Annotated in this window: 16 protein-coding genes and 2 rRNA genes; 4 read left to right on the top strand and 14 right to left on the bottom strand. The window is 70.0% G+C overall.

Annotated features, from left to right (window positions below; translation table 11 throughout):
• Positions 1 to 15 precede the first annotated feature (15 nt).
• Positions 16 to 969 (bottom strand): IS481 family transposase, encoded by a 954-nt coding sequence (locus tag OG819_RS25585; protein WP_266651254.1) that lies wholly within the window; start codon positions 967 to 969, stop codon positions 16 to 18.
• Between the two features lie 367 nt (positions 970 to 1,336).
• Between OG819_RS25585 and OG819_RS25580 the strand changes: the two genes are divergently transcribed.
• Together OG819_RS25580 and OG819_RS25575 are read left to right on the top strand one after the other, a co-directional pair.
• Entirely contained in the window at positions 1,337 to 2,674 is a 1,338-nt protein-coding gene (locus tag OG819_RS25580) for an FAD-binding oxidoreductase (protein WP_266651253.1), read from the top strand.
• A gap of 58 nt (positions 2,675 to 2,732) precedes the next feature.
• Complete coding sequence (locus tag OG819_RS25575; RefSeq protein ID WP_266623604.1) at positions 2,733 to 4,373, top strand: PucR family transcriptional regulator; 1,641 nt, start codon at positions 2,733 to 2,735, stop codon at positions 4,371 to 4,373.
• A gap of 18 nt (positions 4,374 to 4,391) precedes the next feature.
• Here the strand turns inward: OG819_RS25575 and OG819_RS25570 are convergent, their stop codons facing one another.
• The 6 genes from OG819_RS25570 to OG819_RS25545 form a co-directional block, all read right to left on the bottom strand.
• A complete protein-coding gene (locus OG819_RS25570; protein ID WP_266651252.1) occupies positions 4,392 to 5,528 on the bottom strand; it encodes a glycosyltransferase family 4 protein in 1,137 nt (378 codons plus the stop codon).
• A gap of 230 nt (positions 5,529 to 5,758) precedes the next feature.
• Complete coding sequence (locus OG819_RS25565; RefSeq protein WP_266651251.1) at positions 5,759 to 6,502, bottom strand: hypothetical protein; 744 nt, start codon at positions 6,500 to 6,502, stop codon at positions 5,759 to 5,761.
• A 29-nt stretch (positions 6,503 to 6,531) separates the two neighbouring features.
• On the bottom strand, positions 6,532 to 8,274 hold the full coding sequence (gene recN, locus OG819_RS25560) for a DNA repair protein RecN (RefSeq protein ID WP_266651250.1): 1,743 nt from the start codon (positions 8,272 to 8,274) through the stop codon (positions 6,532 to 6,534).
• 210 nt (positions 8,275 to 8,484) lie between these two features.
• On the bottom strand, positions 8,485 to 9,390 hold the full coding sequence (locus OG819_RS25555) for an NAD kinase (RefSeq protein WP_266415618.1): 906 nt from the start codon (positions 9,388 to 9,390) through the stop codon (positions 8,485 to 8,487).
• Positions 9,387 to 10,202 (bottom strand): TlyA family RNA methyltransferase, encoded by an 816-nt coding sequence (locus OG819_RS25550; protein WP_266651249.1) that lies wholly within the window; start codon positions 10,200 to 10,202, stop codon positions 9,387 to 9,389. Before OG819_RS25550 ends, OG819_RS25555 begins: the two co-directional genes overlap by 4 nt.
• Before the next feature lie 55 nt (positions 10,203 to 10,257).
• Positions 10,258 to 10,572, bottom strand: a complete 315-nt coding sequence (locus tag OG819_RS25545; protein WP_266651248.1) for a hypothetical protein — start codon at positions 10,570 to 10,572, stop codon at positions 10,258 to 10,260.
• Positions 10,573 to 10,614: 42 nt separating this feature from the next.
• Here OG819_RS25545 and OG819_RS25540 point away from each other — a divergent pair, with 42 nt between their 5' ends.
• Complete coding sequence (locus OG819_RS25540; RefSeq protein ID WP_266581568.1) at positions 10,615 to 10,962, top strand: SCP2 sterol-binding domain-containing protein; 348 nt, start codon at positions 10,615 to 10,617, stop codon at positions 10,960 to 10,962.
• On the opposite strand, the gene OG819_RS25535 is transcribed toward OG819_RS25540, so the two are convergent.
• The 4 genes from OG819_RS25535 to OG819_RS25520 form a co-directional block, all read right to left on the bottom strand.
• Positions 10,946 to 11,842: an ABC transporter ATP-binding protein gene (locus tag OG819_RS25535; protein ID WP_266623614.1), complete on the bottom strand. Its 897-nt coding sequence runs from the start codon at positions 11,840 to 11,842 to the stop codon at positions 10,946 to 10,948. The two genes, OG819_RS25540 and OG819_RS25535, sit on opposite strands and share 17 nt — an antisense overlap.
• Positions 11,839 to 12,882: an iron chelate uptake ABC transporter family permease subunit gene (locus OG819_RS25530; RefSeq protein ID WP_266651247.1), complete on the bottom strand. Its 1,044-nt coding sequence runs from the start codon at positions 12,880 to 12,882 to the stop codon at positions 11,839 to 11,841. Before OG819_RS25530 ends, OG819_RS25535 begins: the two co-directional genes overlap by 4 nt.
• Positions 12,879 to 13,922, bottom strand: a complete 1,044-nt coding sequence (locus OG819_RS25525) for an iron chelate uptake ABC transporter family permease subunit (RefSeq protein ID WP_266651246.1) — start codon at positions 13,920 to 13,922, stop codon at positions 12,879 to 12,881. Before OG819_RS25525 ends, OG819_RS25530 begins: the two co-directional genes overlap by 4 nt.
• An 87-nt stretch (positions 13,923 to 14,009) precedes the next feature.
• Positions 14,010 to 15,038: an HAD hydrolase-like protein gene (locus OG819_RS25520; RefSeq protein ID WP_266651245.1), complete on the bottom strand. Its 1,029-nt coding sequence runs from the start codon at positions 15,036 to 15,038 to the stop codon at positions 14,010 to 14,012.
• Positions 15,039 to 15,110: 72 nt separating this feature from the next.
• Between OG819_RS25520 and OG819_RS25515 the strand changes: the two genes are divergently transcribed.
• A complete protein-coding gene (locus OG819_RS25515; protein WP_266651244.1) occupies positions 15,111 to 16,403 on the top strand; it encodes a DUF1015 domain-containing protein in 1,293 nt (430 codons plus the stop codon).
• 112 nt (positions 16,404 to 16,515) lie between these two features.
• Here OG819_RS25515 and OG819_RS25510 read toward each other — a convergent pair whose 3' ends face one another.
• From OG819_RS25510 to OG819_RS25495, 3 genes are all read right to left on the bottom strand, one after another.
• Positions 16,516 to 17,358: a tetratricopeptide repeat protein gene (locus OG819_RS25510; RefSeq protein WP_266634208.1), complete on the bottom strand. Its 843-nt coding sequence runs from the start codon at positions 17,356 to 17,358 to the stop codon at positions 16,516 to 16,518.
• A gap of 1,598 nt (positions 17,359 to 18,956) precedes the next feature.
• A 5S ribosomal RNA gene (gene rrf / locus OG819_RS25500) occupies positions 18,957 to 19,073 on the bottom strand.
• A gap of 121 nt (positions 19,074 to 19,194) precedes the next feature.
• Positions 19,195 to 22,316, bottom strand: a 23S ribosomal RNA gene (locus OG819_RS25495).
• Positions 22,317 to 22,343 lie beyond the last annotated feature (27 nt).

The following is a 22,343-nucleotide window of genomic DNA, read 5'->3' as shown; positions in this document are numbered from 1 at the left end:
CCCCCTTTTCGGGAGCTAGGTGTATTGACCCGTGAGGTTGGGGACGCGGCTGGCGGGTGGCTGGCCCTTGAGCGCGGTGTGTCCGCGGTGGTGATTGTAGGTGTGCAGCCAGTGCGGGTAGGCGTCGCGTCGTTCGCTCTCGGTTCGGTAGGGCGTCGCGTAGGCCCATTCGTCGAGCAGGGTGCGGTTGAAGCGCTCCACCTTGCCGTTCGTCTGGGGCCGGTAGGGCCGGGTTCGCTTGTGGGTGATCCCGGCTGCGGCGAGCGCGTCGCGCCAGAGGAACGACTTGTAGCAGGAGCCGTTGTCGGTCAGGACGCGCCGCACGGTGATCCCGCAGGAGGCGAAGTAGGCGTGGGCCCGCTGCCAGAACGCGGTGGCGGTCTCCTTCTTCTCGTCGGTGAGTATCTCGCTGTAGGCCAGGCGGGAATGGTCGTCGACAGCGTTGTGCAGGTAGCTCACGCCGGCGTTGGCGCGGTTCCTGCGGCCTGCCTGACGGCCGAGGACCTTGTGGCCGCCGCCGTCAGGGATGTTGCCGAGTTTCTTGATGTCGACGTGGACCAGGTCGCCGGGTGCCGGGTGTTCGTAGCGGCGGATGACCCGGCCTGTGGCGCGGTCGAGGTGGGAGAGGCGGGACAGGCGGTAGCGGGTCAGGATGCGGTGGACGGTGGCCGGGTTCAGCCCGAGGAGGTAGGCGATACGAGCCGGCCCCCAGCGGCGCAGGACGCGGACCTTGATGACCCTGCGCTCGGTGCGTGTCGGGGTCCGGCGCGGGCTGTGGTGCGGGCGGGAGGAACGGTCGGCCATGCCCGCCTCGCCGAGCAGGCGGTAACGCCCCGCCCAGCGGGCAGCGGTGGTGACCGATACCTGAAACCGTTCCGCGGCCCGGCGGAGCGGCCATCGGTCCTCGACGACGCAGCGGGCCAGACGCAGGCGGCCGGTCTCGGTCAGGGGTGCATTACGGTGGGGCATGAGGGCCTTCTTGTCGTTCGTGTGTAGACGTCGCAATCCACACCGAACCCGGAAGGCCCTCACTCGTTCAAGATCACCCAACCGTGATCACTGTCACCAACCTCCGTGGACAGAACAGCTAGGGCCGCCTTTTCGGAAGCTAGGGCCGCCGCTTTCATCCCCTTTCGGAGCGGGGCCGCTGCCTTCGTCAGGGACACGGGCCGATGCTCTCTTCAAGGGGCGCGGGCCGCTGCTTTTAGGGGCGCGGGGCTGTGGCATTGTGCGGCTCCGCCGCGTGGGCGCGACCAGCCCCCACCCGCCCGCAGCCTCACACAAGCCCGTAGGCTGAAAAGCAGTCCCGTCCCCTCCTGAAAAGGGGGCACCTGCGATGTCCCCCTTCTCAAAGGCCTACACCCGCCTCGCCGCCCTACGCACGGACCTGACCGGCGACGCTTTCAGGCCAGAAGACCCCGGCTACGACAACGCCCGCAAGGTCTTCAACAGCCTGATCGACCGCCACCCCGCGGTGATCGCCCAGTGCGAGACCAAGGCGGACGTAGTCCATTGCGTCCGCTTCGCCCGGGACCTGGACCTCCACATCGCGGTCCGAGCCGGCGGCCACAGCGTGGCCGGAATGTCGCTCAACGACAACGGCCTGGTCATCGACCTGCGCCGGATGCACACGGTGACCGTCCACCCCGGCTCCCAGACGGTACGGGTCGAGGGCGGCGCCCTCATGAGCCACCTCGATCACGCCACCCGGCCCCACGGCCTGGCCACCACCGGCGCCCGGGACCCGACCACCGGCGTCGCCGGCTTCGTCCTCGGCGGCGGTACCGGCTGGCTCGACCGCGCCTTCGGTCTCGCCGTCGACAACCTGCTCGGCGTCGAGCTGGTCACGTCCGACGGCTCGCGGGTCCAGGCCACCGACCACGAGAACCCGGAACTCTTCTGGGCCCTGCACGGCGGCGGCGGAAACTTCGGCGTCGCCACCGCACTGACCCTGAGACTGCACCCGCTGCCGGAGTTCTCGATCGCCCTGCTGACGTACCGCCCGGAGGCCGGCCCGGACGTAGTACGCACGTACCGCGAGATCATGGAGGCCGCCCCTCCCGAGGCCGGCGGCGGCGTCATCCGCGAACAGCTGGTCGACGCGCTCCTGACGTACACGGGCCCCGAGCGGGACCTCCGCGAGCTCGCCCAGCCGCTGCGGGCGCTGCCCCACGAGGCCGAGATCCTCACCGCTCTCCCGCACCCCGAACTCCACCGCGTGCTGGACAGCCCGCCGGGCCTGAGGAACCACTGGTCCGCCGAGTCCCTGACCGGCCTGCCCGACGAGGCCGTGGACGTCTTCTGCGAGCTGGGGAACGCCATGCCCGTCCCCACGGCCACCCGCCACCTGCTGTTCCCGCAGGGCGGCGCGATCGCCTCCGGCCCGGACCGGTACCCCGTGCCGTTCCGGGACGCCCGGTGGACCGTGCACCCCTTCGGGATGTGGGAGGACCCGGTCGACGACGAGCGCTGCGTCCAGTGGGTCGAGGACGTGCGCGCCGCATTCCGGCCGTGGAGCAGCGGCGCGGTCTGCCTCAACCTCATCGGCGACGAGGGCGCGGAGCGCGTGGTGGCCGGCCTCGGCGCCGCGAACATCCGACGACTGGCCGCGGTGAAGGCCGTCCACGACCCGGACAACGTCTTCCGCTTCAACCACAACATCCCGCCCCTGTAGCGAACGGCCCAGGCTTCGGACATGCCTCCGGGAGGCCTCCCCGGGTAGCGTCCGCTGCATGGACAGCCGTTTGGACAGCCGATACGACACCCAGGGCGCCGGAATCACCGTGCAGCGGGCGCTGGAGCTGCCCGGGCTGCGCGGCGGGCTGCCGGAGATCCTCGCGGGCGCCGACCGGCTGGGCCGCACCGTGCGCTGGGTGCACGCGGGCGAGGTCCCGAACATCGCCTCGCTCCTCAAGGGCGGCGAACTGCTCCTGACCACGGGCTACGGCCTCGGCACCCGCCCCGCCGACCAGCGCGCGTTCGTGCGCACCCTCGCGGAGCGCGGTATCGCGGCGCTCGTCGTGGAACTCGGCCCGCGCTTCACCCGGCTGCCCTCGGCCCTCGTGGAGACGGCCCGCTCCGCCGGTCTCCCGCTGGTCCAGCTGCACCGCGAGGTGCCCTTCGTGGCGGTCACGGAGGAGATCCACACCGAGATCGTCAACGGCCACTACGCGCTGCTGCAGCAGGCCGAGGAAGTGCACCGGCGCTGTACCGAGGCCCTCCTCGGTGGCGGGGGCATACCCCAGGTCCTCGCCATCCTCGCGGACTTCAGCGGCAACCCCGTCTTCCTGGAGACCGCGGACGGCCAGCTCCTGTACGCCGCGGGCGCCGGCTCCTCGGGCGCCGATCCGCTCCAGGTGTGGGAGGGGATGCGCGGCCAGCACAAGGAGGAACCGCCCGCCGGGACGACCCTCGTGGACGTGCCGGGCGGCGGCCCCGGCACCGGTTCGGTACGCGCCCGGCTGGTCCTGCTCCCCGTCAGCGCCCCGGTCGCCCCCGTGCACCGGATCGCGGCGGAACGGGCCGCGGGCATCCTGGCCGTCGTCCTCATGCAGGCCCGCCAGGAGGAGGAGCTGGCCGCGCGCGGACGCGGTGACTTCCTGACCGACCTCGCGGAGGGCCGTATCGCCGCCGAGGACGCCCCCGCACAGGCCCGCGTGCTCGGCTTCAAGCCCGGCAACAGCCCACTCCTGCCGGTCGTGATGCGGCTCGCCGACGGCCCCTCCCCCGGCGGCGGCTGGGCCGTCCTGGCGCGCGCGGTCGCGGAGGAGCTGGCCTCGGTGGGAGTACCGGTCCTCCTGGGCGTACGCCCGGTCGAGGGCCGCGTCCCCCTGTTGCTGGGCCTGCGATCGGAGTCCGAGCGCGCGGCGGTCGCGGACCGGGTCGCGGCGGCCCTCAGAGCGGGTGTGGAACGCGCGGGCATGCAGCGGCCCGGGGCGCAGCCGCCCGTGGTGGTGGTCGGGGTCGCGGGCGGCTGGGCGGCGGCCTCGGCGGGGCTGCGGCACGCGGCGGAGACGGCGACGGCCGCGCAGGGCCTGACGGACCGCCCCTGGTACGACGCCCGCCGCCTCGACACCGACCTGCTCCTGTGGCGTCTGCGCGACCATCCGGACCTGGCGGCCTTCGTGGACCGTGCCATCGGCCCCCTCCGCGACCACGACCTCCGCTCCAAGCCACCGCTGCTGCCCACCCTGGAGACGTACTTGGCGCACGCGGGCCGCAAGGCGGAGACGGCTCGAGAGCTGCACCTCAACCGGCAGACCCTCTACAACCGCCTCGCCCGGATCGGCGAGTTGCTGGGCACCGACCTCGACGAGCCGCAGACGGTACTGGCGTTGAGCCTGGCGCTGCGAGCACGACGTCACGTCCCCTGAGCCACCAGGCGGACCGCCCTAGATCAGGGGCCTGGCCTGAGTCAACTCGTCGTAGACGCTGAGCACTTGGGCCACGGTCTCGTCCTCGGTCGGCCAGGTCGTGGCCTGCCGTACCCCGCGCTCCTTGAGCAACTCCCGGCGCTCGTCGTCCTCGAGCAGCCGTACGACGGCCCCGGCGAGCGCGTCGGCGTCCGCGCACGGGACGAGTTCGGCCGCGTCGCCGACCAGTTCGGGGATGCCGCCGACAGCGGTCGCGACGAGCGGCACACGCGCGTGCAGGGCCTCCTGGGCGAGCACGGAACGGGACTCCCAACCACTCGGCAGCACCGCGAGATCGGAGGCCAGAAGCAGCTCGGAGACGTCGTCCCGCCGCCCGACGAGCCGCACCGGCAGCTCCTCGTCCTCGATCCGCCGCTGGAGGACCGGCCGCAACGGCCCCTCACCGGCGATCACCAGGAGCGGCACGGGGTCGAGCGAGCGCCACGCACGCGAGGCGTCCAGCAGCGTGTCGTACCCGCGGTGCCGTTCCAGAGAGCCGACGGCCATGAGCAACGGGCGGTCGGTGGCGCCGAGTTCGGCCTGCGCCTTGTGGCGGAGCCGGTCGAGGTCCCCGTACTCGACGGCCTTGCGCGGCGTCGGGGACGCGACGGCCGCGAGCCGGGCGTCCCGCGCCCCGCGCCTGCGGGCGCGGTCCACGAGATCGGACGAGGAACCCAGCACCACGGCCGCGGCCCGGGCGACCCGCCGCTCCAGCAGCCGCAGCAGATGCGCCCGCGCCCCCTCCGCGTGCGAACGCGTGTGCCAGGTGACGACGAGCGGTGTGTGCCGCCCGCTGAGCGCGAGCACGGCCCGCAGCGCGGCGTGCAACCCGTGCGCGTGCACGAGATCGGCGTCCGCGCAGGCCGCCCGCAGCGCGGCCACGGAGGCCGGATCGCTGCTGCGCGGCACGGGAACGTGCTGAGCGCCCACGCCACTGAACCCGTACGCGACATCGGTCTCGGCGGGGGCGCACACGGTGACCCGCACACCCCGGGCGACAAGACCCGAGGCCAGGGACCGCACATGCGCGCTGCTGCCCGCGCTTTTGCCGCCGAGCACCTGCACGGTGCGCAGCGGCGACTGACCGTGCGGTGAGTGGCTGCTCACGTGGCTCACGTGGCCGGGGCTCCTGGTTCGGCGTCGGACGGGCACGGAGAACGTACAGAGGGAAAGGCAGAGGGGGATGTACCGCACGTCGTGCTCCGCGTACTACGCCAAGGATGCCAGGCCGTACGGGTGTTCCGGGACCGCCATCGGAGCAAGCTTCGCGGCGCACCGCCCAACTCGACGACACCTGTCACCCACACGAGTGAGAATTCGCGTGTCTTCGCGACCGGTCGCCCGCCTCACCCCAGCGGTCGCGCCGCCGCCTCGCTGACCTTGTCCCCGTACACCGTCGCGGCCACCAGCGCCGCGGCGTGGGCGAGCAGTCCGGCCCGTCCGTTGCCCGCGACGATCGCGCTGCCCAGCGCGGCGCCGAGCGCGTGGGCCCCGGTGTCTCCGATCATCGCGCGCCCGCCGAGGTCGTCGGGGAACACGGCCGCCGCCGCACCCGCCGCCGCGGCCGACAGCCGCCCGGCGGGCCCTCCCCGCAGCACCCCGGGCGCCCCCAGCACGAGCACCGCACCGGCGGCCCTGCCCGGCCGGACGTCCACGAGGTTGACGAAGTGCGCGCTCCCGGCGATCACGACCCCCGCGAGCAGCTTGTCCAGGGGCCGCTCCTTGAGCAGCGCCCCCGCCACCAGCCCCGCGGCCGAGATCCCGAACAGCTTGACCGCCCCGCTGGTCACCTCGCCGTCCCTGAGCGCCCCCAGATGCGCCCTGAACCCACGGCGCGGGTCACCCGCCCCGACCACGTCGTCGTACGCGCCGCACACCCCGGCGGCCAGGACCGCGGCTCCGGCGCCGCGGTGGACGCGCGCGGCCGCGAGCGCCGCTCCGAGGGCGGTGGCGGGGCCGGCGTACAACTCCACGGCGCGCCCGACGTAGTTCGTGCGCTGCCAGCGCTCCGGGCCGCCGGGGGCCTTGGCGCGCAGGCCTGCCATGCCGGCGCGGGTGACGGCGATGGCGGTAGCGAAGCTGGTGATCATGCGACGACTCCAAGGGCCCTCATACGGAACTACCGGTCGCCCCGAGCCGTGGCCAACAGTTCCTCCGCATGCGCCCGGGCCGTCTCCGAGTCCTCCTGGCCCGCCAGCATCCGGGACAGCTCCCGAATCCGCTCCTCGCCCTCGAGCACCTTCACCCCGGACCGCGTCACGGAACCGTCATTGGTCTTCTCGACCAGCAACTGCCGGTCGGCGAACGCGGCGACCTGCGGCAGGTGAGTCACCACGACGACCTGCGCGCTCTTGGCCAGCTTGGCCAACCGCCGCCCGATCTCGACCGCGGCCTTGCCGCCCACACCGGCGTCGACCTCGTCGAAGAGATACGTCGGCACAGGGTCGGTCCCCGCGAACACGACCTCCACGGCGAGCATCACGCGCGAGAGCTCACCACCGGAGGCTCCCTTGGCGATGGGCCGCGGCGGCGCCCCGGGGTGCGGGGCGAGCAGCAGTTCGACCTCGTCCACGCCCGCGGGCCCGTACGCGACGGTACGCCCGCCGAGCTCCACACCCTCGGGGTCGTCGGTCTGCCGGATCTCGAACGACACGCGCGCGTGCGGCATGGCGAGCGAGGCCAGCTCCGCGGTCACGGCGGCCGCGAACCGTTCGGCGGCCTCCGTCCGGGCGTCCGTCAGCGCCTGCGCAAGCCCGCCCAGTTCGGCCCGCAGCGCGTCCCGCTCACCGGTCAGCTCATCGATCCGCTCGTCGTCGCCGTCGAGTTCGAGGAGCCGCGCGGCACCCTGCTCGGCCCACGCGAGTACGGCGTCGATGTCCTCGCCGTACTTCCGGGTCAGCTGGGTGAGCGCGGCCCGGCGCTCCTCCACCGCCGCGAGCCGCAGCGGATCGGCGTCGAGGTCGTCGGCGTATCCGGCCAGCTCCCCCGCCACGTCGCGCAGCAGGATGTTGACCTCCCCGATCCGCCCGGACAGCCCGGCGAGCGCGGAGTCGTGCGACCGTACGGCCTCCAGGGCCCGGTGCGCGCCCGCGACGAGCGTCGCCGCGTCGATGCCCTCGGGATCCTCGGGATTGCCCGCGAGGGCGGCGTGGGCGGCCGTGGCGGCGGACGCGAGCGCTTCCGCGTGCCCGAGCCGCTCCGCCTCCGCCGAAAGTTCCACGTCCTCGCCCGCGCGCGGCTCGACCGCCGCGATCTCGTCGAGTCCGAAGCGCAGCAGGTCGGCTTCCTGGGCCCGCTCACGCGCGCGTGTGGTGATCTCGTCCAGCTCGGCCGAGATGGCCCGCAGCCGCCGGTAGGCCCCCGCGTACTTGGCGAGCGGCACGGCGACCGCGTCCCCGGCGTACCGGTCGAGCGCCTGCCGCTGCCGGGACAGCTTGAGCAGCCCCTGCTGGTCGGTCTGCCCGTGCACGGCCACCAACTCGTCGGCGAGCTCGGCGAGCACTCCCACGGGCACGGAACGCCCGCCCAGGTGCGCCCGGGAACGCCCCTCGGCCGAAACGGTACGGCTGATCAGCAGCGCGCCGTCGTCGAGCTCGGCGCCCGCCTCCTCGGCCCGTACGATCGCCGTGCCGCCCGTGGGTACGGTGACCCGGCCCTCCACGACGGCGTTCTTGGCGCCGATCCGTACGAGGGCGGGGTCCGCGCGCCCGCCGAGCAGCAGCCCGAGGCTGGTGACCACCATCGTCTTGCCCGCACCGGTCTCACCCGTCACGGCGGTGAAGCCTGGCGACAGCTCGACGACCGCGTCGTCGATGACTCCGAGCGACCGTATCCGCATCTCCTCCAACACGTCCCTGACCATACGAGGTTTTCCCGGCCCCGTGCGACGCCGCCCCCCACAACGAGAACCGGGCGTTACCTTTCCTGCCGAAGCCTCGTTGCCCTGATGGCTCCCCGCCGACGCGGGGGTGATCCGGTCGTGTCCGTCTTGGACGGGTTGCGGATGCGCTGCTCCCCGCCGACGCGGGGGTGGCCAGGCGCCCCGGGCGGTACCCGGGGCGCCGGCCGTGTTCTACTGCGGCGCCCCGCGCCAGCCGGAAACCGGCAGCGCGAACTTGGCCACCAGCCGGTCGGTGAACGAGGCGTGGTGCAGCCGGGCGAGCCGCACCGGCACGGCTCCCCGCCGTACCTCCACCCGGGCCCCCGGCGGCAGCTCCACCGTCCGCCGCCCGTCGCACCACAGCACCCCCGGCGGAATGTGCGGCAGCACCTCCACCGCGAGCACCGAGTTCGGCGAGGTCACCATCGGCTTGGCGAACAGCGCGTGCGCGCTGATCGGCACCATGAGCAGCGCCTCGACCTCGGGCCAGACGACCGGTCCGCCGGCGGAGAAGGCGTACGCCGTGGACCCGGTCGGGGTCGCGCAGACGATGCCGTCGCAGCCGAAGCCGGTGACCGGCCGCCCGTCGATCTCGAGGATGACCTCGAGGAGCTTCTCGGCGGAGACCTTCTGCACGGCGGCCTCGTTGAGCGCCCAGTCGGTGTGCACGATGTCGCCGTTCTGGTGCACGACGACGTCGACGGTCATGCGTTCCTCGACCTCGTACGCCTTGGTCACCACCCGGTCGACCACCTTGTCGAGGTCGTCCCGCTCGGCCTCCGCGAGGAAGCCGACGCTGCCGAGGTTGACGCCGAGCATCGGCACGCCGGAGGCGCGGGCGAACTCGGCGCCGCGCAGCAGCGTGCCGTCACCGCCGAGCACGATCAGCAGTTCGCATCCGTCGAGGCACTGCGGAGTGGCTTCCCTCACCAGCTCCACCTCGGGCGGCAGGGGCAGATCGGCCGCCTCCGCCTCCAGCACGCGCACCCCGATCCCGGAGCGCAGCAGCCCCTGGACCACGAGTTCGGCGCTGCGGATCGCGGCCGGCCGCCCGGTGTGGGCGAGCAGGAAAACAGTACGAGCTCGGGTCTCTGTCAACGCGGCCCCTCCGCCACTGCACGGTCAACGTCGGCCGGGTCGAGTTCGGGTGCCCCGGCACGCAGCCACAGAAAGTACTCGACATTGCCCGAGGGTCCGGGCAGCGGACTCGCGGTCACGCCCTTCACCCCGAGCCCCAGTTCCGCGGCCCGTCGGGCCACTCCGCGCACCGCCTCGGCGCGCAGTTCCGGACTGCGTACGACTCCACCACTCCCCAGCCGCTCCTTCCCCACCTCGAACTGCGGCTTGACCATCATCACCAGATCGGCGTCGGGCGCCGCGCACCGCACGAGGGCGGGCAGCACCAAGCCGAGCGGGATGAAGGACAGATCCCCGACAACAAGATCCACGGGCTCCCCATCGATCGCCTCCAACGTCAACTCGCGTACGTTCGTACGGTCCTTGACGGTGACGCGTTCATCGCTCTGCAGAGACCAGGCGAGTTGACCGTAGCCGACGTCGACGGCGACGACGTGGGAGGCACCCGCGCGCAGCAGTACGTCGGTGAAGCCTCCGGTGGACGCTCCGGCGTCCAGCGCCCGCCGTCCCCCGACCTTCAGCCCCTGGGGCACGAAGGCGGCCAGGGCGCCCGCGAGCTTGTGCCCGCCGCGCGAGACGTAGTCGGGCTCGCTGTCGTCCTGCGTGACCACGATCGCGGCCGCGGTCTCCACCTGGGTGGCGGGTTTGGTCGCGAGGGTCTTGCCGACGCTCACCCGGCCGGCGGCGATCAGCTGGCTGGCGTGCTCGCGCGAGCGGGCGAGCTTCCGGCGGACCAGCTCGGCGTCGAGGCGGCGGCGTGCCACTCCTGCCACGTTGGGTTCAGCTCCTGCGGTCGTGCGGTCATTGATAGGGGTGACCCGAAGGGTCTCATTGAGGGGCGGTGGTCGGGTGACGGGTGGGAGCCGGAGGTCCCGGGCGGGCGTCGAGCGCGGTCAGCGCGTCGCGCAGCCCCCTGTGTACATCCTCGTACACCTCGACATGTCCGTCCGTGGCGAGGTGGTCGGCGTCGCCCAGCCGGTCGAGCTGGGCGTCGACCTCGGCGTTCCCGGTGGGCGTGCGGTCCACGTCCAGTGGGGCCGGGGCGGCGGGGTCGTACTCGAGTTCGGGTTCGACCTCGATCGGAACCTCCGGCTCCGGCATCACGCCCTGCGGAGTCCCGGCCTGCGGCACTGACTCGTTCATGCCCCGACGCTACCCCGAAGCGCTGCGGTACCGTCGACCGCGATGGCCACGATTGAGGAGTGCCGCAGCGCACTCGACAAGCTCTCGGACAACATGGTGGGCGCCGACGGGAAGGTACGCGAGGCGGCGGCCCTGGACCGCTCGCTCAGCTGCCGTATCACCGACCTCGACGTCACCTTCGTCGGTCGTCTCACGGACGGCCGGATCCACGTGCTCGACACCCTCCAGGGGCCGCCCCAGGAGAAGGCCCAGATCAGACTCGCCATGTCTGGCGACGACCTGGTCGCCATGGTCGACGGGGAGCTGAACTTCGCCAAGGCCTGGGGCTCGGGCCGGGTGCGGCTGGAGGCGGCCCTGCTCGACCTGTTCCGCCTCAGGAAGCTTCTGTAGCGGCTCCGGCACCGGCGGCTCCGGCGGCCACCCGCACGCGGGCCTTCCGCGCCGCCGGCACCACCAGCGGCGTCCCGGTCTCCGGGTCGTCGATGACCTGGCAGCGCAGCCCGAAGACCTCCTCGACCAGTTCGGCCGTGACGATGTCGTTCGGTGCGCCCACGGCGATGACCCGGCCCTCACGCAGGGCGATGAGGTGGGTGGCGTACCGGGCCGCGTGATTGAGGTCGTGCAGGACCGCGACCAGGGTGCGCCCCTGCTCCTCGTGGAGCTCGGCGCACAGGTCGAGCACGTCGATCTGGTGCTGGATGTCGAGGTAGGTCGTCGGCTCGTCGAGCAGCAGCAGCGGGGTCTGCTGGGCGAGGGCCATCGCGATCCACACGCGCTGGCGCTGGCCGCCGGACAGTTCGTCGACATAGCGATCGGCGAGTTCGGCGACGCCGGTGGAGGCCATCGACTCCTGTACGACCCGTTCGTCCTCCGTCGACCACTGGCGCAGCAGGCCCTGGTGCGGATAGCGGCCCCGGCCGACCAGGTCGCCGACCGTGATGCCGTCCGGCGCGATCGACGACTGCGGCAGCAGCCCGAGCGTCCTGGCCACCTTCTTCGCGGGCATCGACTGGATGACCTGCCCGTCGAGCAGCACCCGCCCCACGGACGGCTTGAGCATCCGCGACAGGGCACGCAGCAGCGTGGACTTGCCGCACGCGTTCGGGCCGACGATCACGGTGAAGGAGTTGTCGGGGATCTCCACCGACAGTTTCTCCGCGATGACACGCTGGTCGTAGCCGAGGGTGACGTTGTCGGCGGACAGGCGGTTCACAGTGCTCCTTTGAGTGTTCTTGGTCGCCTGAGCGTTCTTGTTCGCCGCGGCGCTCATATCCGGCCCGCCCTGCGCTCGGTGACCAGCAGCCACAGCAGATAGAGCCCGCCCAGGACCCCCGTCACGACGCCGACGGGCAGCTGATCGGCTCCGAAGGCCCGCTGCGAGGCCCAGTCCGCGACGATCAGCAGGGTCGCGCCCATGCACATCGACGGCACCAGGTTCGGCCCCGGTGAGCGGGTCAGCCGCCGGGCGAGCTGCGGCGCGGTCAGCGCCACGAAGCCGACCGGGCCCGCGGCGGCGGTGGCACCTGCGGTGAGCAGCACCGCGGCCAGCATCAGCAGCAGCCGTACGCGCTCGACGCCCACTCCGAGGGCGTACGACACGTCGTCGCCCATCTCCATCATGCGCAGCCCGCGCGCGTTGCCGAGGACGAGCGGGACGAGGACGGCGCACAGGACGAGCAGCGGCCAGACCTGCGCCCAGTCGCGGCCATTGAGGGAGCCGGTCATCCAGACGACCGCGCGGGCCGCGTCGACGATGTCCGCCTTGGTGAGCAGATAGCCGTTGACCGCCGTGACGATCGCGGAGACTCCGATACCGACCAGGACCAGTCGGTATCCGTGCACGCCCCGCTTCCAGGCGAGCAGATAGATGGCGAGCCCGGTCACCAGACCGCCGACGAGCGCTCCCAGCGCGACCTGGTTCGCACTGCCCGAGAACAGCACGATCATGATGAGCGCCCCGGCCGTCGATCCCTGGCCGACGCCGAGGACGTCCGGGCTGCCCAGCGGATTGCGGGAGATGGACTGGAAGAGAGCCCCGCCGAGCCCCAGCGAGGCCCCGACCAGCAGGCCGACGAGTACCCGTGGCAGCCGCAGGTCGTTGACGATGAACTCCTGTCCCGCGTTCCCGTTGCCGACGAGCGTCTTGAGGACGTCGACGGCCGGGATCGGGAAGTCGCCGGTGCCGATCAGCACCACGCTCGCGGCGAGCGCGGCCACCAGCAGCAGCCCGACGACGGTGAACGCCCGGACGTCCAGCCGGACCGAGAGACCGCCGCGCGTCCGCACGGCTCGGGTACGTGTGTTCGTCACAGCTGCGCCGTCCTCCGCCGTCGTACGAGAGAGATGAAGACCGGCCCGCCGAGGACCGCGGTGACGATGCCGACCTGCAGCTCCGCGGGCCGCACGACCATCCGCCCCACGACATCGGCGCCTAGGAGCAGCACGGGCGACAGCACCGTCGCGTACGGCAGGATCCAGCGCAGGTCGGGCCCGGTGAAGGAGCGGACCACGTGCGGGACCATGAGCCCGACGAAGACGATGGGCCCGCAGGCGGCGGTCGCGGCGCCACACAGCACAGTGGCGGCGGCCATGGACAGCGCCCGGGTGCGGTTCAGGTTGGCGCCGAGTGCGCGGGCGGTGTCGTCGCCCATGGCCATGGCGTTCAGGGGCCGGGCGAGCGCCAGCGCGACAACCGTGCCGACCACGAGAAAGGGCAGCACCTGCTTGATGGTGGAGTCGGTGGCCGAGGCCAGCGAACCGACCGTCCAGAAGCGCATCTTGCCGAGCGCCGCGTCGTCCATGATCATCACGGCCTGCAGATAGCCGTAGAGCGCGGCGCTGATCGCCGTGCCGGCGAGCGCGAGCCGCACCGGGGTAGCGCCGCGGCTGCCGCCCAGGAACCAGACCAGCGCCCCGACCGCGGCCGCGCCGAAGAAGGCGAACCACACATAGCCGCTCAGGCTCGTGACACCGAAGTAGGTGATGGCGGTGACGACCGCGGCGGACGCACCCGCGTTGATGCCGAGCAGTCCGGGGTCGGCCAGCGGATTGCGGGTGAGCGCCTGCAGGACGGCGCCCGACAGTCCGAGCGCGGCGCCGACGAGCAGTCCGAGGACGGTACGCGAGATCCGGTCGTCGACCACGACGTCGGAGTACGTCCCCGTGCCGTGGAACAGGCCGTGCCAGACCTGGTCCAGCGGCAGCGCTTTCGCACCGATCGCGATGCTCGCCAACGCGACGAGCGCCAGAAGGGCCAGGGACGCGAGGAGCCCAACGGCGCGAATCGCCTGACGGCTCGGGGGCGCGGCGGCGGTCTCCGCGCGCTGTTCGGGGGGACTGTCGACCAACACGTGGTTAGGTTAGCCTACCCTCACTCACGCTTCGATCCCCGGTGACTACTCACCACCACCAAGGAGCCCCTGAGCCTCCCTCGGCCGTCAGAGCCCCAGCCTCGCCAGCGCCTTCCCCGCGTCCAGCTCGCACGTCCCCTCGCCCGCGGCCGTCCACGCCGCCGCGCACAGCGCCCGCAGCCCGTCGAGCGCCTCGCCGTCGCCCGCCAGCTCCAGACGCTCACTCCCCGCCTGCGCCGTCCACCCGCCGCAGCGAAACGCGTCGCCCTCCTCCACGACCTCCGGCTGCCCCGTGAGCAGCCCCCGTAGATCGCCGTCCACATACGTCGGCCGGTGCTGCGGCGGCGCGGCCAGGAGCTGCGCGCCGTCCGTCACCCCGGTGAGCACGAGCAGCGAGTCCACCTCACCGTTGAACGCGCCCTCGATGTCCGTGTCCAGCCGGTCGCCGACCACCAGCGGCCGCTTCGCCCCCGTCCGCAGGATCGTCTCGCGGTGCATCGGGGGCAGCGGCTTGCCCGCCACCTGCGGCTCGGCGCCCGTGGCGATGCGCACGACCTCCACCGCGGCCCCGTTCCCGGGCGCGATCCCGCGCGCACTGGGGATCGTCAGGTCGGTGTTGGACGCGAACCACGGCACCCCGCGCGCGACGGCGTAGGACGCCTCCGCGAAGCGCCCCCAGGGCAGGTCGGCGCCGCCGAACCCCTGGACGACCGCCGCCGGGTCGTCGTCCGCCGACTCGACCGGCTCGAGCCCTCGCTCGCGCAGCGCGACCCGCAGTCCCTCGCCGCCGATGACCAGCACGCGCGCACCGGCGGGCACCTGCTCACTGATCACCCGTGCCACGGCCTGAGCCGAGGTGATGACATCGTCGGCGCCCGTCGGTATACCCAGCTCACTCAGATGCTCCGCCACCGTTTCGGGCGTACGCAGCGCATTGTTCGTGACATACGCGAGGTGCATCCCTCCCGAGCGGGCGGTGCCCAGTGACTCCACGGCATACGCGATCGCGTTCCCGCCCGCGTACACCACGCCGTCCAGGTCGAGCAGAGCCGTGTCGTAGGCCTCGCTCAGGGCCTGCCCACTGGCCTCGGGCCGCGTCCTGACGGTCTGGCTCATTACGCATCGCTCCTCGTTCGATCTCTTTCCCCCGATCATCCCCCACAGCGCTGGCACACTTACGATGCCTCAATGAACTATGCAGGTCCCGCGGAGGAAACCCCGGCGCGCAGCGGCCTCGAACTGACCCCGTTCCGAGGCCTGCGCTACGACCCCGACCGGGTCGGCAGCCTCGCCGCCGTGACATCCCCGCCGTACGACGTCATCGTCCGGCCGGACGGTCTGCTCCACCTCGAGTCCGCCGACCCGCACAACATCGTGCGGCTGATCCTCCCCCAGGACACGACCCCGACCGCCCGCAACCGCCAGGCGGCGGACACCCTGCAGGGCTGGGTCTCCGAGGGCGTCCTGGCCGCCGACCCCGTGCCGGGCCTATACGTCTACGAGCAGCACGACGACGGCCTGCTGCAACGCGGCATCATCGGCGCCCTGCGCCTGTCGGAGCCGTCCGCCGGCGTCGTCCTTCCGCACGAGGACGTCATGCCGCACATCATCGCGGACCGCGCGGCCCTGATGCGCGCCACCTCCGCCAACCTCGAACCGCTCCTGCTGACCTACCGCGGCAACGGCTCCCGGGTCGGCACGGCCGCCGTCATCGAGCGCACCGCGGAAGGCGAGCCGCTGCTCTCGACGACCACGGAGGACGGTTTCAACCACCGCCTGTGGGCGATCACCGACCCGGCCGATCTGGCCGAGATCCAGGCGGATCTCGGCCGGCACCAGGCCCTCATCGCGGACGGCCACCACCGCTGGGCGACCTACCTGCGGCTACGCACCGAACACCCCTCCCCCAGCCCCTGGGACTACGGCCTGGTACTCCTGGTGGACACCGCGCGCTACCCCCTCCGGGTCCGCGCGATCCACCGCCTGCTGCACGGCCTGCCGGTCGCTCAGGCGCTGACCGCCCTCTCGGACTCGTTCCGCGTACGTCACCTCGACGTTCCGCTCCCGGAAGCCCTGGAGGCCCTGGCCGTGGCCGCCGCCGAGGGCAACGCCTTCCTCCTCGCGGGCGACGGCTCGTTCCACCTGGTCGACCGCCCGTCCCCGGACCTCCTCGCCCGTACGGTCCCCGCCGACCGCCCCGAGGCCTGGCGCACCCTCGACGCGACCGTCCTGCACGCCACGCTCCTGGCCCACGTCTGGGGCATCCCCGAGGACTCGCCCGCCCACATCGCGTACATCCACGACACGGCCGCCACGGTGGAAAAGGCGGAGCGCGACGGCGGTACGGCCGTCCTGATGCACCCGGTCCGCGAGGAGGTCGTACGCGACCTCGCCCGCCAGGGCGTCACGATGCCCCGCAAGTCCACGTCGTTCGGCCCTAAGCCGGCGTCCGGGCTGGTGCTGCGGGCGCTGCCCCTCTGAGACTCCACAGGCAGAAACAGGGGCTGAAACACCAAAGGCGGCGGGATCCCTTCCGGAATCCCGCCGCCTTTGTCCTACGACAACCGCCCTACGTCAGCACCGAGGAGCACCCTCAGTCCCGCGGAGCATCCTCCTCGTCGTCTTCGTCCTCGTCGTCGTCCTCGACGACCGGCTTGGTCGCCTCGGCCTCGACGACGTCGTCCTCACCGTCGTCCTCGATCTCGACCTCGGTGTCGGCCTGCGCGTCCGCCGCGGTCTCGATCTCGTCCTCGTCCTCGACGAGCGCGTCGACGAACTCGACGCCGTCCAGCTCGGCGAGCCGGTCGGAGGCGTCCGTGCTGCCGTCCTTGTCGGACTCGACGGCCTTCGCGAACCACTCGCGCGCCTCGTTCTCACGACCGGCGGCCAGCAGCGCGTCGGCGTAGGCGTAGCGCAGTCGGGCCGTCCAGGGCTGTACGGAGTTCGAGGCGAGCTCCGGGCTCTGAAGCGTCACGATGGCGGCGTCGAGCTGCCCCATGTCGCGCCGGGCGCCGGCCGCCACGAGCCGCATCTCGACCTGCCCGGCCTTGTCCAGCTTGTGCACCTCGGGCGCACCCGCCATGTCCAGCGCCTTCTCGGGCCTGCCCAGGCCGCGCTCGCAGTCCGCCATGACGGGCCACAGATCCACGTTCCCGGTCATACGGCGCGCCGCCCGGAACTCGGCGAGCGCCTCGCTGTACTTCTGGTTCGCGTATGCGGCGAACCCGGCCGCCTCGCGTACGGCGGCCACACGCGACGCCAGCCGCAGGGCGATTTTCGAGTACGCGTACGCGCCCTCGGGGTCCTCGTCGATGAGCCGGGCGACCATCACCAGGTTCCTGGAGACGTCCTCCGCGAGCCCCTTCGGCAGGCTCAGGAGCTCCTGCCGTACGTCCGCGTCGATCTCCTCACCCGTGACGTCATCGGGGATCGGCAGCCGCTTGATCGGCTCACGGTCCCGGTCGCGCTCGTCACGGCCACGGAAGCCGCCACCGCGCCGGTCGTCGCCTCCACGGTCGTCACGGCCGCGGAAGCCACCGGGACGGCCACCCCGGTCGTCACGACGGGGGCCACCGCGTCCGCGGTCGTCACGCCCCCGCTCGTCACGGGCGCGGAAGCCGCCACCACCACGGCGGTCGTCCCGACGGTCGTCACGCCGGTCGTCGCGACGGAAGGCCGGACGCTCGCCCTCGCGCCGGTCGTCACGGCGGTCGTCACGCCGGTCATCACGGCGGAAGTCATTGCGGTCGTCGCGCCGGAAACCGCCGCCACCACCGCGGTTGTCGTCCCGACGGAAACCACCCCGGTCACCGCTGTCACGACGGTCGTCACGCCGGTCGTCCCGGCGGAAGCCACCGCGGTCGCCGCTGTCACGACGGTCATCACGACGATCGTCCCGACGGAAACCACCACGGTCGTCGTCTCGACGGGGACCACTGCTGGGACGGTCATCACGACGCGGACCACTGCTGGGACGGTCATCACGACGGAACGCCGGACGGTCCCCCTCCCGACGGAACCCGCCACGGTCATCGCCCCGACGATCGTCCCGACGGAAACCACCACGGTCGTCGTCTCGACGGGGACCACTGCTGGGACGGTCATCACGACGCGGACCACTGCTGGGACGGTCATCACGACGGAACGCCGGACGGTCCCCCTCCCGACGGAACCCGCCACGGTCATCGCCCCGACGATCGTCACGCCGGAAGTCACCGCGATCATCACGGCGGAAGCCACCGCGGTCGCCGCTGTCACGACGGTCATCACGCCGGTCGTCGCGCCGGAACCCGCCACGGTCACCGCTGTCACGACGGTCGTCACGGCGGTCATCACGGCGGAAGTCATTGCGGTCGTCGCGCCGGAAACCACCGCCACCACCACGGTTGTCGTCCCGACGGAAACCACCACGGTCGTCGTCCCGACGCGGACCGCCGCTGGGGCGGTCATCACGACGGGGACCACTGCTGGGACGGTCATCACGACGCGGACCACTGCTGGGACGGTCATCACGACGGAACGCCGGACGGTCCCCCTCCCGACGGTCCCCTTCCCGACGGAACCCGCCACGGTCGTCACGACGCGGACCGCCGGTGGGTCGATCGTCGCGACGGAACGGCGGGCGGCTGCCCCGGTCGCCCTCACGCCGGTCGTCACGGCCACGGAATCCGCCGCCGCTGCGGTTGTCGTCACGACGGTTGTCATCACGGCGGTTGTCGTCGCGACGGAAGCCGCCGCGGTCACCACCCCGGTCACCGTCACGACGGTCATCGCGCCGGCCGAAGCCGCCACGGTCGTTGTCCCGGCGGTCGTTGTCCCGGCGCGGACCTCCTCGGTAGCCGCCGCGGTCACCACTGTCCTGGCGGCGCTGATCGCGCTCCGGTCGCTCGTCGGGAGAGTTGGTGGACATGGGTGACTCCTGTCATCGGTACCGCAAGTCATTCTCGCGCAGCCGGGTACCCGGCGCGCTTCGGAAAAACAAAAAAGGACCTCTGGTTCCAGCGAGTCGCTGGAACCAGAGGTCCTCCAAAGATTGTTCGGCGGCGACCTACTCTCCCACAGGGTCCCCCCTGCAGTACCATCGGCGCTATGAGGCTTAGCTTCCGGGTTCGGAATGTAACCGGGCGTTTCCCTCATGCTATGGCCACCGAAACCCTTTCAGACACCCTGATAAACGGGTCTCAACGGCAGCAACAGCACCATTGCCAGTGGCACCGTTCAGCCAACGGGGTTGTTCGTGGTTTCAGAACCAACACAGTGGACGCGAGCAACTGAGGACAAGCCCTCGGCCTATTAGTACCGGTCACCTCCAGCGGTTACCCGCCTTCCAGATCCGGCCTATCAACCCAGTCGTCTACTGGGAGCCTTAACCCCTCAAGGGGGTGGGAGTCCTCATCTCGAAGCAGGCTTCCCGCTTAGATGCTTTCAGCGGTTATCCCTCCCGAACGTAGCCAACCAGCCATGCCCTTGGCAGGACAACTGGCACACCAGAGGTTCGTCCGTCCCGGTCCTCTCGTACTAGGGACAGCCCTTCTCAAGACTCCTACGCGCACAGCGGATAGGGACCGAACTGTCTCACGACGTTCTAAACCCAGCTCGCGTACCGCTTTAATGGGCGAACAGCCCAACCCTTGGGACCGACTCCAGCCCCAGGATGCGACGAGCCGACATCGAGGTGCCAAACCATCCCGTCGATATGGACTCTTGGGGAAGATCAGCCTGTTATCCCCGGGGTACCTTTTATCCGTTGAGCGACGGCGCTTCCACAAGCCACCGCCGGATCACTAGTCCCGACTTTCGTCCCTGCTCGACCCGTCGGTCTCACAGTCAAGCTCCCTTGTGCACTTACACTCAACACCTGATTACCAACCAGGCTGAGGGAACCTTTGGGCGCCTCCGTTACTCTTTAGGAGGCAACCGCCCCAGTTAAACTACCCATCAGACACTGTCCCTGATCCGGATCACGGACCCAGGTTAGACATCCAGCACGACCAGAGTGGTATTTCAACGACGACTCCACACGGGCTGGCGCCCGCACTTCACAGTCTCCCACCTATCCTACACAAGCCGAACCGAACACCAATATCAAACTGTAGTAAAGGTCCCGGGGTCTTTCCGTCCTGCTGCGCGAAACGAGCATCTTTACTCGTAGTGCAATTTCACCGGGCCTATGGTTGAGACAGTCGAGAAGTCGTTACGCCATTCGTGCAGGTCGGAACTTACCCGACAAGGAATTTCGCTACCTTAGGATGGTTATAGTTACCACCGCCGTTTACTGGCGCTTAAGTTCTCAGCTTCGCCACCCCGAAGAGTGACTAACCGGTCCCCTTAACGTTCCAGCACCGGGCAGGCGTCAGTCCGTATACATCGCCTTACGGCTTCGCACGGACCTGTGTTTTTAGTAAACAGTCGCTTCTCGCTGGTCTCTGCGGCCACCCCCAGCTCAGAGTGCAAGACTCATCACCGGTGATGGCCCCCTTCTCCCGAAGTTACGGGGGCATTTTGCCGAGTTCCTTAACCATAGTTCACCCGAACGCCTCGGTATTCTCTACCTGACCACCTGAGTCGGTTTAGGGTACGGGCCGCCATGAAACTCGCTAGAGGCTTTTCTCGACAGCATAGGATCATCCACTTCACCACAATCGGCTCGGCATCAGGTCTCAGACTATGTGCCAGGCGGATTTACCTACCTGACGTCCTACACCCTTACCCCGGGACAACCACCGCCCGGGATGGACTACCTTCCTGCGTCACCCCATCACTCACCTACTACAGGTCTGGTCCGTCGGCTCCACCACTCCCCTTTGCCCGAAGGCTCCGGGGCGGCTTCACGGACTTAGCATCGCCTGGTTCGATGTTTGACGCTTCACAGCGGGTACCGGAATATCAACCGGTTATCCATCGACTACGCCTGTCGGCCTCGCCTTAGGTCCCGACTTACCCTGGGCAGATCAGCTTGACCCAGGAACCCTTAGTCAATCGGCGCACACGTTTCTCACGTGTGTATCGCTACTCATGCCTGCATTCTCACTCGTGAACCGTCCACCACTGCCTTCCGGCGCGGCTTCACCCGGCACACGACGCTCCCCTACCCATCACAGCCGCCGTTGGGCGTATTGCTGCAATGACACGACTTCGGCGGTACGCTTGAGCCCCGCTACATTGTCGGCGCGGAATCACTAGACCAGTGAGCTATTACGCACTCTTTCAAGGGTGGCTGCTTCTAAGCCAACCTCCTGGTTGTCTCTGCGACTCCACATCCTTTCCCACTTAGCGTACGCTTAGGGGCCTTAGTCGATGCTCTGGGCTGTTTCCCTCTCGACCATGGAGCTTATCCCCCACAGTCTCACTGCCGCGCTCTCACTTACCGGCATTCGGAGTTTGGCTAAGGTCAGTAACCCGGTAGGGCCCATCGCCTATCCAGTGCTCTACCTCCGGCAAGAAACACACGACGCTGCACCTAAATGCATTTCGGGGAGAACCAGCTATCACGGAGTTTGATTGGCCTTTCACCCCTAACCACAGGTCATCCCCCAGGTTTTCAACCCTGGTGGGTTCGGTCCTCCACGACCTCTTACAGCCGCTTCAACCTGCCCATGGCTAGATCACTCCGCTTCGGGTCTTGAGCGCGCTACTAAATCGCCCTATTCGGACTCGCTTTCGCTACGGCTTCCCCACACGGGTTAACCTCGCAACACACCGCAAACTCGCAGGCTCATTCTTCAAAAGGCACGCAGTCACGACGCACTGAGTAAACTCAATGCGCGACGCTCCCACGGCTTGTAGGCACACGGTTTCAGGTACTATTTCACTCCGCTCCCGCGGTACTTTTCACCATTCCCTCACGGTACTATCCGCTATCGGTCACCAGGGAATATTTAGGCTTAGCGGGTGGTCCCGCCAGATTCACACGGGATTTCTCGGGCCCCGTGCTACTTGGGTGTTTCTCAAACGAGCCGTTGACGTTTCGACTACGGGGGTCTTACCCTCTACGCCGGACCTTTCGCATGTCCTTCGCCTACATCAACGGTTTCTGACTCGTCTCACGGCCGGCAGACCGTGAAAGAGAAATCCCACAACCCCACATACGCAACCCCTGCCGGGTCTCACACGCATATGGTTTGGCCTCATCCAGTTTCGCTCGCCACTACTCCCGGAATCACGGTTGTTTTCTCTTCCTGCGGGTACTGAGATGTTTCACTTCCCCGCGTTCCCTCCACTTGCCCTATGTGTTCAGGCAAGGGTGACAGCCCATGACGACTGCCGGGTTTCCCCATTCGGAAACCCCCGGATCAAAGCCTGGTTGACGACTCCCCGGGGACTATCGTGGCCTCCCACGTCCTTCATCGGTTCCTGGTGCCAAGGCATCCACCGTGCGCCCTTAAAAACTTGGCCACAGATGCTCGCGTCCACTGTGCAGTT

This window comes from Streptomyces sp. NBC_01549, from assembly GCF_026339955.1.
In the GTDB taxonomy this organism is placed as follows: domain Bacteria; phylum Actinomycetota; class Actinomycetes; order Streptomycetales; family Streptomycetaceae; genus Streptomyces.
This window is presented reverse-complemented; position numbering and strand designations above follow the sequence as displayed.

Bases quoted from the DNA above. Each gene is read 5' to 3' on its own strand.
- OG819_RS25585 (WP_266651254.1), bottom strand. From the start codon at position 969: ATGCCCCACCGTAATGCACCCCTGACCGAGACCGGCCGCCTGCGTCTG.
- OG819_RS25580 (WP_266651253.1), top strand. From the start codon at position 1,337: ATGTCCCCCTTCTCAAAGGCCTACACCCGCCTCGCCGCCCTACGCACG.
- OG819_RS25575 (WP_266623604.1), top strand. From the start codon at position 2,733: ATGGACAGCCGTTTGGACAGCCGATACGACACCCAGGGCGCCGGAATC.
- OG819_RS25565 (WP_266651251.1), bottom strand. From the start codon at position 6,502: ATGATCACCAGCTTCGCTACCGCCATCGCCGTCACCCGCGCCGGCATG.
- recN (WP_266651250.1), bottom strand. From the start codon at position 8,274: ATGGTCAGGGACGTGTTGGAGGAGATGCGGATACGGTCGCTCGGAGTC.
- OG819_RS25545 (WP_266651248.1), bottom strand. From the start codon at position 10,572: ATGAACGAGTCAGTGCCGCAGGCCGGGACTCCGCAGGGCGTGATGCCG.
- OG819_RS25540 (WP_266581568.1), top strand. From the start codon at position 10,615: ATGGCCACGATTGAGGAGTGCCGCAGCGCACTCGACAAGCTCTCGGAC.
- OG819_RS25535 (WP_266623614.1), bottom strand. From the start codon at position 11,842: ATGAGCGCCGCGGCGAACAAGAACGCTCAGGCGACCAAGAACACTCAA.
- OG819_RS25520 (WP_266651245.1), bottom strand. From the start codon at position 15,038: ATGAGCCAGACCGTCAGGACGCGGCCCGAGGCCAGTGGGCAGGCCCTG.
- OG819_RS25515 (WP_266651244.1), top strand. From the start codon at position 15,111: ATGAACTATGCAGGTCCCGCGGAGGAAACCCCGGCGCGCAGCGGCCTC.